The following is an 11,617-nucleotide window of genomic DNA, read 5'->3' as shown; positions in this document are numbered from 1 at the left end:
CGTCCACGTCCTGCCGACGATGGGACTTCGTTCGACCGTCGACGCGGGGAGTTCCATGCTGGTGGGCGACAGGCAGCAGAAGACACGCGGTGTCACGACCGGCCCCCTGGTGGCCGTGCTGGTCGCGCTCGTGTGCATGGCAGTGGGCCAGGCGACCGGCGTGCGGACGCTCAAGGGCACCGGCGTCGACCCGTCGTCCCCGACGGGTGTCATCGTCTCGTGTCTGGCCGCGTTTCTGCCGACGGCCGTACTCCTCGGCGCATGGGTCGCTCTCGGGGAACGGCGCCCCGTCGCCTCTCTCGGACTGTCCGGGGCCGGCAGGACCCGCGGAATTCTGATCGGAGGTGCTTCCGCCGTAGCCGGGCTGATCGTGCTGAACGTAGGAGCGAGCATGCTCAGCGGCTCGGCCGAGGGCGATTCCGGTGACTCCATCGCCCTCGGCACGGCCGTGCTGCTTCTGGTGGCTGTCACCGTCCAGGCGTCGACGGAGGAGCTCGTCTTCCGCGGTTTCCTCCTGCCGAAGTTCTCCGAGCGATGGGGAGCGGCGGCCGGCGTCCTCGGCAGTTCGGCGCTGTTCGCGTGCGCGCACCTGGCGAACGCGAGCGCGCCCGTCGCCTACATCCTGATGACCTTTCTCCTCGGGGACGCGCTCGCTCTCTGGGCCCTGGCCGATGGGTGCATCTGGCGTTCCTGTGCCTTTCACACCATGTGGAACTTCGTTCCCCAACTGGCCTCCGGCGACGCCGAGAGGAACGCGTCGGCCGACTTCGACGCTGCGACCCTGGGCGTGGCCGCGGTGGTGCTGCTCGCTCTCGTCGCCTTCGCCCTCCGGGCCTACCGCAGGAGCGTGACGTCGACGGCCGCGGCATGACACTCCCGGTGGCCGGTGTCCCGCGGCGTCCATCCGAGGACGGCCACCGGCAGCAACCGGGTGAGATGACGCGCGCCCTCGGTACTGATTCCGAGGGCGTGGCGGACCCCCCGCTCGACCCGCGCGGGGGAGAGTGGAGACATGCGGACGGGGAAGCGGAACCCACGCGACCCTTGCCATGATTCTGAGGAGTTTCCACGTGACCACCCCCCGGGCCTCCGGCGAACCGCCCGTGCTCCTCGTCCTGTTCGGGGCGACCGGCGACCTGGCAGGCCGGATGATCTTCCCGGCGCTCCTCGAACTACGTCGTCGTGGTCTGCTCCCCGCGGACTTCGCCGTCATCGGCTCGGGCCGCCACGCTCCCGCTTCGCAGGAGGACTTCCGCGGCCAGGTACGTGACGCCCTCACCGGGGACGGCGACCCCTCGTCCCTGGCGCGGTTCACCGAGCGCGTCGAGTTCGCGCAGGCCACCGCCGAGGACGGGACGGAGCTCGCGGCTGCGGTGCGGAGCCGCCGCGAAGAGCTGGGGGCCGACTGCCGGACCTTCGTCTACTTCTCCGTACCGCCGGAGCACCTGGGCGACATGGTGCGCATGACCGACCGGGAGGGCATCGCCGACGGTGCCACGCTCATGGTCGAGAAGCCGCTCGGCGTGGACGTGCCCTCCGCCCGCGGCCTCAACGCGCTGCTCGCCTCCGTCGCGCCCCCGGAGCGGGTGCTGCGCGTGGACCACTTCCTGGCCAAGGAGTCCCTGCGCGCCCTGCTCGCCCTGCGGACGGGTAACACCTGGGCCTCTGCCGTCTGGGACGCGGGGCACATCGCCTCGGTCGGCATCGACGTACCGGAGACGATCGGTATCGAGGGCCGGGCCTCCTTCATGGAGAGCACGGGCACCTTCCGCGACATGGTCCCCACGCATCTGTTCCAGGTGCTGGCGGTGGCCGCGATGGAGCCTCCGGAGGGGGACGACGCGGAGGCGGAGCGGGAGGCCCGGCTGCGCCTCTTCCAGCAGACGCGGCCCCTCGACCCGGCGGAGGCGGTTCTCGGCCAGTACGAGGGATACCGCGACGAGGAGGGGGTGGCCGACGACTCCACCACGGAGACGTTCGCCGCGGTCCGGGTCCACATCGACAACGACCGCTGGCGTGGTGTGCCCTTCGTCCTGTCCACCGGCAAGGCCCTCGACTCCGACGACGCGCGGGTCACCGTGCGGTTCCACGAACCCCTCGGGCATCGGCGGCCACCGGGCCGGACAGGCACCGAACTGGTGGTGGGGCTGGGCGCCGGGGCGGACATCCGGCTCGGCACGCGGCTGACCGCGCCGGGCCCCGGCCCCCGGCGTCCGGACGGTGAGCTGCGTCTGGCCCCGCACTCCGGTGACGCGCCCCTGAGCGCCTACGCCGCCGTATTCCTGCACGCCTTCGCAGCAGACCACCGAGTCTTCACCACGGCGGCTGAGACCGAGCGGGTCTGGGAGCTGGTCGCCCCCGTCCAGGAACACCCGCCCCGCCCGCAGGCCTATCCGCGCGGCTCCCGAGGCCCCGAGGCGGCGACAGGACTCGGCGGACACCCGGAGGCCGGCGCGTGAGCGGCGGCACCGGAGAGACCGGAGCGCGCGCGACGCTGCCCATCGCGGACCACGGGGTGATCGGAGACCTGAGGACCGCTGCTCTCGTGGCCACGGACGGGCGCGTCGACTGGTTCTGCGCACCGCGCTTCGACTCGCCGAGCGTCTTCGGCTCCCTGCTGGACGCCGACGAGGGCGGCTTCTGGGAGATCGAGCCGGTCTGCGACGTCACCGCGCGCCACCAGTTCTACTTTCCCGACACGAACATCCTCATCACCCGGCTGCTGACCGTCCACGGCATGGTCGAGATCCAGGACTTCATGCCCGTCCTGCGCCCCCACGACCCCGACCACCGGCAGCGTCTGGTCCGGCGCGTCTCCTGCGTACGGGGCAGCATGACCCTCCGGGCGCGGGTCGCCCCGCGTCCCGACTACGGCCGTGCGGACGTCCAGGTCACCTCGCACGAGCAGGCCGTGGACTTCCATTCCCCCGACCTCCTCGTCCGGCTGCGCGCCACCGTGGAACTGGAGGTCGAAGGGGCGGACGCCGTCACCGAGTTCTGCCTGGAACAGGGCGAGGCCCAGGTGTTCGTCCTCACCTGCGGCGAGGAGGCGTGCGCCGTCGACGGCTCCGAACCGGTCGGGCCCGACGAGGCCACCGGCCTCTTCGACGCCACCGTCGGTTTCTGGCGGTCCTGGATCTCCCACTCCCGCTACACCGGCCGCTGGCGTGAGCGGGTGCACCGCTCCGCGCTCACCCTCAAGCTGCTGACCCACGAACCCACCGGAGCCATCGTCGCCGCGCCCACCATGGGACTTCCGGAGGTGGAGGGCGGGGAACGCAACTGGGACTACCGCTATGTGTGGATCCGTGACGCCGCCTTCTCGCTGTACGCGCTGCTGCGCCTGGGGTTCATGGACGAGGCCGAGGCGTTCATCGGCTGGCTGGCCCGCTGCCTGCGCGATGCCCACGCCGACGGCGACGGCCCGTTGCGGCCCATGTACACCATCGACGGCGCGCAGGTCCCCGCGGAGACCACCCTCGGCCATCTCCGCGGATACGGCGGAGCGTCCCCGGTCCGCCTGGGCAACGGCGCCGCCGAGCAGAGCCAGCTCGACGTGTACGGGGAGATCGTCGACAGCGTGTACCTCTTCGACAAGCACGGACCGGGCATCTCCCATGAGACCTGGACCGACCTGCGGCGGGTGCTCGACTGGCTGATGGAGAACTGGGACCAGGCGGACGAGTCGATCTGGGAACCCCGGGTCGAGCGCCAGCACCACACGTACTCCCGGCTGATGTGCTGGGTCGCGGTCGAGCGCATGATCCGGATGGCGCGACGGCGCGGGCTGCCGGGGGACATCGCACGGTGGAGCGGGGTGCGCGACGCGATCTACGAGCAGATCATGGAGCGTGCCTGGAACCCGGAGACGGCCGCCTTCACCCAGACGGTGGCCGGACCGGGCCAGACCCCCGCATCCGTGGTCGACGCATCCCTCCTGATCATGCCCATGGTCAAGTTCATCGCCCCGAACGACCCGCGGTTCCGCTCCACCATGGCCGCGATGGAAAAGGAACTGGTGGTGGACAGCCTCGTGTTCCGCTATCAGCTGTCGGCGGCGCCCGACGGTCTGGACGGATCCGAGGGGACGTTCTCCCTCTGCTCCTTCTGGTGGGTGGAGGCGCTCACCCGCGGCGGCCGGGCGGAAGAGGCGCGGGTGGCGCTGGAGAAGATGTTCACCTACTCCAACCACGTGGGTCTGTACGCCGAGCAGATCGGCGTGACCGGACGCCAACTGGGCAACTTCCCGCAGGCGTTCACCCATCTGGCGCTGATCAGCGCCGCGGTCAACCTCGACCGGGTGCTGCCCTGAGCGTCGCCCTCACGCGCGCGGACCGGACCCTTGAGGGCGTTGTGTTCACGTTGCGGACCCGTCTGCCCTGGCGGGACCTGCCCGCGCGGTTCGGCCCGTGGCAGAGGCCGTTCACGGACCGTTCGCCCGCTGGGTACGAGAGCCGGTTCCTCCGGGTGCTCCCACCACGTACGTGCCGGTCGAAGCCTGTTCGGCGGTGTCGGAGGCCGCTGGCATGATGATCGGCATGAGCGAGACAACTGATCGTGATGGGAATGCAGTTGTTGGTGTTGCGACCACACCGGAGGAGTGGCGTGCGTATCTGATGCGCTACGGCGATCTCTACGTACAGGAGGCCGATTATGACGAGCTGGTCGACCTGCTGGAGGAAGAGGATCTGGAGGCTTATGACCGAGGGGAGCACGTCCGGCCGTGGCTGGGCGAGACCCCTGCCGCTCAGGAAGACGTGGTGGCGGCCGAGGAGCGGCTCGGGGTGCGCTTCCCGCCGGGCCTGCGGGCATTCTTCCTGACGAGCAACGGCTGGACGTGCCTGGCGAATTCCTGGGTGGGAGGAAGCGTCTACCCGTGTGACCGCGTCACGTGGATGCGGGACAGTGAGAGCGGCGACAGCGTGATCGAGATTTACGACGGGATACCTGGCAACGAGGACGACGTCCAGTTGTTTCGCCGGTCTCTCGAGATCGCCCATGACGAGGACTTCTGGTTGCTCGATCCCACCGACACCGGCCCGGACGGCGAATGGGCCGCCTACACCTTCTCACCGAAATACGGCAATCCGAGTAAGTACCCGAGCTTCTTCGCACTGTTCCACTCCGGGTACGAAGCCATGCAGCGGTAGCAGCTCGCAGACGTGAGTCCGGGAGGAGACCGTCCAACACGGGCCCACGCGTCCGGAGCCGGTTCCGGTCGCAGGACACGTCCGCCGGGCTGTGCAGGTGCGAGGAAGCGGGGGCGGCGGGCGCTCTGGCCGTCGGCGGCGCACCACCCCCGCAAACCGGGCGGCGTCCCCGGCCGAGCCGAGCTCGGAGAACACAGCCCAGGATCGGGCCGGTCCATGTGCCCCGGGCTCCGGCCGAGATGCCGTGGTGATTGTCACGGAGTCACCCTGCGGAGCGCTCCGGGCGCGTCAGTGGAGTGCTGCGCGGATCCGGGGCACGAGTTCACCGCGAGGAGTTCGCCGGGATACCGGCCTTCGGCCGCGGTGAGGCCACCGACCAGCCCTTCACCGAGGGGTACGTGGCCTGCGACTCGCAATCCGGCGACGCCTGCCGCTACGATCCGGCGGAGGCGAAGAAGCTCCTCCATCGGCATCAAGGTCACCGTCAGGATCGACAAATCGTGGCCACGGGAGGAGAGTTCGGGGCCTGAGGTGCCACGGCCAGGGGTCTACGCGGTACGCATGAGTTCGGCCGCCCGCTCCCCGATCATGATCGTCGGAGCGTGGATGTTTCCACGGGGAAGGCTCGGCATGACCGAGGCGTCCGCGACGCGCAGTCCCCTGATCCCGTGCACGCGCAGAAACTCGTCGACGACCGCGTCCTGGTCGTCTCCTGCCCGGCAGGTGCCGGCCGGGTGGTTGAAGGAGACGGTGGAGGTTCGCACCGACTCCCGCAGTGCCGCGTCGTCGGTGGCAGGAGGGAAGGACGGGGAGCCGATGAAAGCGCCCATGACGGGACTGCCGCAGATGTCCAGGGCCCTGCGCAGTCCCCCGACGACGAGTTCCAGGTCCGCCGGGTCCTCGTAATAACGGGGATCGACCAGCGGCGCGTCCACGGGGTCGGTGGACGCGAGGCGGACAGTGCCCCGGCTGCGGGGAGCCAGGACGGTGACCATGCAGGAGAGCCCGGGCACGCTCTCGCCGAGCAGGTCGATCAGCATGGGCATCGCCGAGACGTCCGGGGCCGGTGCGCCGGGCGTGACGCGCAGGAACGCGCTGGCCTGGCCGACGGATGCCAGCGGCCCCCGCCGCTGTCGGTCGTAAAGAGTCTGGTTGCTCTCGCTGAGCGCGTCCAGCCAGGTCTCGCCCCTGGTGACCGGCCAGCTGACGACGGCTGCGGGATGATCCTGCAGACCACTGCCCACACCGGGAAGGTCGTGGACGATGTCCATCCCCAGATCGGACAGATGGTCCGCCGGTCCGATGCCGGAGAGCATCAGCAACTGCGGTGTGCGCACGGCTCCCGCGCAGAGCACCACGGAATCGGCGTGCACGCGCTCGGTGGAGCCGCCGCGCCGGTACTCGACACCGGTCGCCCGTGTGCCCTCCAGCAGTACGCGTACCACCTGCGCCTCGGTCAGCACGTCAAGGTTGGGCCGGTCCATGGCCGGGTGGAGATAGGCCCGGGAGGCGCTGAACCGCTCACCGTCGCGGATGTTGCTGTAGACCAGCCCCGCGCCGTCCAGCTCCGCGCCGTTGAAGTCGCGGTTGAGCGTCAGACCGGTCTCCACTCCCGCGGTGATGAACGCCAGTGAGAGCGGGCTGACGTCCTTCGGCGTCGTGACAGGGACCGGCCCATCCGTTCCATGGAGGTCCGACACTCCCAGTTCGTGGTCCTCGCTGCGGCGGAAGGCCGGCAGCACGTCGTCCCACCCCCACCCCCGCATACCTCCGGCCGCCCATCCGTCGTAATCGAGCCGGTGCCCCCGGAACCACACCTGGTAGTTGATGGAACCGCCGCCGCCCAGCACCTTTCCGGCGGAGAGAGGCACCCTCCTGCCCCCGAGCTGTTCCTGGGGAACGGTGTCGTAGCTCCAGTCGAGCTCACCTCGGAGCAGACCCGCGAAGAGCCCGTGCGGCTGCTGAATCCGCGGGTCGGTGTCCGCCGGCCCCGCCTCCAGCAGCAGGACGCGGCAACCGGGGTCCTCGCTCAGCCGGGCGGCGAGCACACTGCCTGCCGCCCCACCGCCGACGATGACGTGGTCGTAGGGGCTCCCGGGCTCGGGGGTCTTCCCCGTCGCGGCCGTGGTTTCGGGCATGGAAGGGCCTGCCATTCGTAGAGGTCGGTCCGGTGTCGAAAAAAAAAGGGGCTGTGGTGGGTATGACGGGGCGAGGCACCGCCGGGCATGGTGGACGCGGTCGCACCGGCGCCTCGTCCACGTCCACCCCCTCGTATGGGGGCCACTACCCTCCGCCTCCTTGCTGACACGGTTTCGCCGGAGGGTGCACCGGCCGCGGAGCGGTCATGCGGTGTCGCCCAGAGCCGCTACCGGACTCACCTGGGTCGCGCGGCGGGTCGAGAGGAGACCGCTGATCGTCGTGAGGGCCACCAGGCTGCCGAGCACCGCGGCAAGGGGGGCGAGGGGCAGTTCGAACACCGCGCCCAGATTCAGCGCGCGAGCCGTCAGCCAGGCGTAGGGGACACCGATGGCGAGCCCGACGATGCCGCCGAGCACACCGTAGAGGCCCGCCTCGATACCGATCATGGTGCGCAGTCCTGGCCGGCCGAGCCCCAGTGCGCGGAGCAGCGCCGACTCGCGGGTGCGTTCGCGCACGGTGAGGGCGGTCGTGGTCGAGACGCCGATCACCGCGATCAGCAGGGTGAGTCCGAGCAGCCCCAGAGCCGTGGTGGCGAGCCACGCGATGTCCTCGGCGCTGCGATCACGGTCGTCGGCGAGCACACCGAGCCGGATGCCGCTCCGGCCCTCGGCGGCCTCGGTGATCGCCGCCACCGCCGCGCTCCGCCCGTCCTGCCCGCGTCCGGCCGCGTTGGCCAGAATCGCCGTCGCCGGGCGTGGAGCACCCGTCCGGTCGAGATCGGCCGGCGCCAGGAGCAGGTCGGAGGTGAGGGGCCCGGCGCCGGTGAGCGTGGCGGCGACCGACAACCGGAGGCTCCGGGAGCGGGCCGCCTCCAGCCTGATGTCGTCACCCGCCCGTACCCCCAGCTCGGCGGCGAGTCCCGCCTCGAGGACCACCCGGCCGGGGCCGAGGTCGTCGAGTTCCCCACTGGCCGTGTCGAGGCGGGTCGCGGACGGCAGGGCCGTGGGATCGAGGTCGAGGGCGGACACTCCGCCCGCCCCCGCTCCTTCGACACGGACCTCGGTCTGCCGGTAGCCATGGACGTCGGTCAGCTGCGGTAGGCCCCGCAGGCGGGTGACGAGGTCCGGAGCAAGACCCGTCTCCGGGCCGTGCAGGGAGAAGTCCGCCGGTGCCTGGACGGCGAGGCGGGTCGCCTCGTGGCTCCGCATGCTCGCGATGCCGACGAGGGTCGCCGAGACGAGGCTGACGCCGAGAGCGACGACGAGCGAGAGGGCCGCGGCCCTGTGCGGGGTACCGCCGACGCCGGTCACGGCGAGCTTCCCGACCGGCCCGAGCCGCCGCAGCGCCCGTCCGGCGACGGCGAGCGCGGGCCGGACCAGCAGCGGCCCGAGCGCCAGGAGGGCTCCGAACACCAGCATTCCCGAGAGCGCCGTCAGGGCCAGGTTCTCGGAGGACTCGTACGTCACGTCGCCCGGTTCGGGCAACCGGGTGAGGACGAGGACGCCTGCCGCCGCCCCCACCACAGCCAGGGCCGCTCCGCCGGCGCGGCGCCCGGGACCGAGGCCCTCGGCCGCGGCGGTCGACGCCGTACGCAGCGCCGCGAGCGGCGAGACCTTCGCGGCGGCGAACGCGGGGGCGAGGACGGCGCAGACGGTGACGACGGCGGCCCCCACCACCACGGCCGCCGCGGCGCCCAGTGGCAGACCGGGCGCCGCGAGATGCTGTCCGGCCGCGCCCGCGACGGCCGGGACCGCCCGGCCCGCGCCGAGCGCCAGGACGACCCCCGTCGAACCGCACAACAGACCCGTCACCGCGCCCTCGACGGCCAGGGCCCGCACCAGTTGTCGCCGTCGCGCCCCGATGACCCGCAGCATCGCCAGCTCCGCCAGCCGCTGGGCGAAGACGACGCGGAACGTGGAGGTCGCGACCAGGGCGGCCGCGACGACGGCGACGGCGAGGAACATGCTCACGATGCGGAAGAAGTCCGCGTACTGGCCGACCGCGGACCGTGCCTCCGCGTCCCGCACCTCGGCCCCGGCGGTGACGCGGGCGTCGACGCCGCGCCGCTCCAGCGTCTCGGCGATCCGGCCCGACAGGACCTGCGCGGACGTGCCCGGCGCGGCGCGTACGTCGAGCCGGGGAGAGCCGGTCCGGTGGCTGAGGCCGTTGACGACGGAGGCCGAGGCGTAGGCGGTCTCCATCCGGTCCGAGCGGGTCGTGACCACGCCGGTGACGGTCACCGCGACGGGCCTGTCCTCCGCCGAGGGATCCTCCGAGGGGAAGAGGAGACGCAGCCGGTCCCCGGCACGGACGTTCCAGTGGCGCGAGGCGTCCTCGTTCACGGCCACTTCCCCGGCAGCCCGCGGGTAGGACCCCGACACCACCCGGGTGCGGGCCAGTTCCCCCTGTCCGGGGTCGGCCCTCAACTCGACCAGCCGGTCGGAGATCCCGTCCAGCGGCGCCTGCGCGCTGGTACGCGCGGTGGCCTCGGCCACTCCGGGCAGTCGGCGAACGGCATCGGTGACGGCCTCGGTGATACCGGGACCCTGCCGCACGACGGCGACCAGGCTGGTGGCCGACGGCGTGTCGCTGAACTGTTCCAGGGTGGTACGCCGCGTGACCTCCTGGGCCAGCACGGCGCCCATCACGACGAAGGCGGCGACCAGGACCGAGAGTCCGGTCATCATGAGCCGGGCCGGGTGCCGCAGTACGCCCGCCAGGAAGACGCGCGCCAGGACGACGCGGGAGCGTGGTGTCATCGCACACTCTCCGGAGCACGGTTCCTGCGGTCAACCGGGTGCTTTGCCGGACGGTCGGCCGATGACGGGTGGGCTGCCACCGTCCCGGTCGCGGTCGCGGACTCCTCCCGGGCGCCTGGGGTTTTGAGCGGCGCCGTCACCGGACTCCGTTCCGCCGTACACATGTCCCTGACTCCTTCCTCATCGACGTGGATCGGGGCGGCCGGAAGAGGCCTCAGGAGCCGATGGGGGGCAGGTCGAGGGTGCGTCCGGCGTCCTCGCAGTGTGCGTTGGCGGTGTCCGCGGTCTTCCGGAGCTCCGGTGCGGAGGGGCCCCGACCGGTGTGCGTGGCGTGGTCGGCCGCCCACGACTCGTACTTGGAGATCTGTGCGCCGAGGTAGCCGTCCTCCATGTTCTCGCGCCGCAGTTCCTGGGAGTCCTTGAGCCACTTCGCCACGTCGGTCTTCTCGGCGGGGAGGTCCTGCGCCCCATCGATGATCTTCTGGGCCAGAGCGCAGTCCGCGGCCGTGGCCTGGCTCGGCCGACTGCGCTCGTTCCACCAGAGGGCGCCGCCGCCGACCGCACCGGCCAGGACCGCCGCTGCGGCGGCGCCGACGATCCACGTCCTCGGGCCGTGCCCGCCCCTCGTGCCGCGTCCGGTCTTCGTGCCGTTGTTGATGTCCGTCATGTCGACCTCCGTGGGATCACCTGCGAACGAGCGTCTGTCTCGTCGGCAATCCTGGTCGAGGGGGGTGTCCTGCCGCGTCGGAGCAGGACATGAATCCCCGGCCACGGAGCGTGCGACCCGAGGGGGGGCTCGCCCGTGGGCGTGTACGACCCCAGGGGGACACGCTCACGGGTCCGTCGATCCCGAAGAGGCGGTACGGGGGCACGCGGCGCCCGGCCGTTCAGCGCTCGGTCCGGACCAGTCCGGTCTCGTAGGCCAGCACGACGGCCTGCACGCGGTCCCGCAGCTGGAGCTTGGCCAGGATGCGGCTCAGGTGGGTCTTGACCGTCGCTTCGGCGATGAACAGGCTGTCGGCGATCTCGGTGTTGGACAGGCCCCGGCCGACCAGTTCCAGGACACCGCGCTCCCGGTCGGTCAGAACATCGAGCCGCGCGTCCCTCGGCTCCGGTTCGGGCGTCAGCCTGCCGGCGAAACGGTCCAGAAGCAGCCGTGTCACCCGGGGAGCCACCACCGAATCACCCGTCGCCACCACCCGGACCGCGCTGAGGAAGTCCTCGGGCGGCGTGTTCTTGAGGAGGAACCCGCTCGCCCCGGCCTGGAGCGCGGCGAACGCGTCCTCGTCGGTGTCGAAGGTGGTCAGGACGAGCACCTTCGGGGCGTCGCCCCGCTCGACCAGGAGCTTCGTGGCCTCCACGCCGTCCATCACCGGCATCCGGATGTCCATGACGACGACATCGGCCGGGACGGGGGCCAGAAGCTCCAGAGCCGCGGCGCCGTCGCCCGCCTCGCCCACCACTGCGATGTCGGCCTGCGCTTCCAGGACCATGACGAAGCCCGCTCGCACCAGCGGCTGGTCGTCCACGACGATCACGCGGATCGGACGGTCCGTAGTCATGTCCTCG

General features: G+C 71.4%; 8 protein-coding genes and 1 pseudogene. 5 read left to right on the top strand and 4 right to left on the bottom strand.

What is annotated here, in order from left to right:
* The first annotated feature begins 19 nt into the window (after window positions 1-19).
* The 5 genes and pseudogenes from ACIRRU_RS24225 (at window position 20) to ACIRRU_RS24205 (ending at window position 5,150) form a co-directional block, all read left to right on the top strand.
* Window positions 20-871, top strand: a complete 852-nt coding sequence (locus tag ACIRRU_RS24225) for a lysostaphin resistance A-like protein (protein ID WP_403683795.1) — start codon at window positions 20-22, stop codon at window positions 869-871.
* A 199-nt stretch (window positions 872-1,070) separates the two neighbouring features.
* Entirely contained in the window at window positions 1,071-2,459 is a 1,389-nt protein-coding gene (locus ACIRRU_RS24220; RefSeq protein ID WP_403683794.1) for a glucose-6-phosphate dehydrogenase, read from the top strand.
* Window positions 2,456-4,312 (top strand): glycoside hydrolase family 15 protein, encoded by a 1,857-nt coding sequence (locus ACIRRU_RS24215; protein WP_403683792.1) that lies wholly within the window; start codon window positions 2,456-2,458, stop codon window positions 4,310-4,312. Before ACIRRU_RS24220 ends, ACIRRU_RS24215 begins: the two co-directional genes overlap by 4 nt.
* A gap of 35 nt (window positions 4,313-4,347) precedes the next feature.
* Window positions 4,348-4,445: pseudogene (locus ACIRRU_RS24210) on the top strand (transposase); the annotation flags it as partial.
* Window positions 4,446-4,529: 84 nt separating this feature from the next.
* A complete protein-coding gene (locus ACIRRU_RS24205; RefSeq protein WP_403683909.1) occupies window positions 4,530-5,150 on the top strand; it encodes an SMI1/KNR4 family protein in 621 nt (206 codons plus the stop codon).
* A 548-nt stretch (window positions 5,151-5,698) separates the two neighbouring features.
* On the opposite strand, the gene ACIRRU_RS24200 is transcribed toward ACIRRU_RS24205, so the two are convergent.
* From ACIRRU_RS24200 to ACIRRU_RS24185, 4 genes are all read right to left on the bottom strand, one after another.
* The gene (locus ACIRRU_RS24200) at window positions 5,699-7,288 is read right to left on the bottom strand and encodes a GMC family oxidoreductase (protein ID WP_403683790.1); all 1,590 of its coding nucleotides are present in this window, start codon (window positions 7,286-7,288) and stop codon (window positions 5,699-5,701) included.
* Window positions 7,289-7,492: 204 nt separating this feature from the next.
* Window positions 7,493-10,048 (bottom strand): FtsX-like permease family protein, encoded by a 2,556-nt coding sequence (locus ACIRRU_RS24195; RefSeq protein ID WP_403683788.1) that lies wholly within the window; start codon window positions 10,046-10,048, stop codon window positions 7,493-7,495.
* Window positions 10,049-10,262: 214 nt separating this feature from the next.
* The gene (locus tag ACIRRU_RS24190; RefSeq protein ID WP_403683786.1) at window positions 10,263-10,715 is read right to left on the bottom strand and encodes a hypothetical protein; all 453 of its coding nucleotides are present in this window, start codon (window positions 10,713-10,715) and stop codon (window positions 10,263-10,265) included.
* A 220-nt stretch (window positions 10,716-10,935) separates the two neighbouring features.
* Window positions 10,936-11,610 carry a response regulator gene (locus ACIRRU_RS24185; RefSeq protein WP_403683784.1) on the bottom strand — a complete coding sequence of 225 codons (675 nt, stop codon included), beginning with the start codon at window positions 11,608-11,610 and terminating at the stop codon, window positions 10,936-10,938.
* Window positions 11,611-11,617 lie beyond the last annotated feature (7 nt).

It is taken from the genome of Streptomyces sp. NPDC101181 (assembly GCF_044767975.1).
GTDB lineage: Bacteria > Actinomycetota > Actinomycetes > Streptomycetales > Streptomycetaceae > Streptomyces.
Note: the sequence above shows the minus strand (reverse complement) of the source record. Positions and strands in the feature narration are given on the sequence as shown.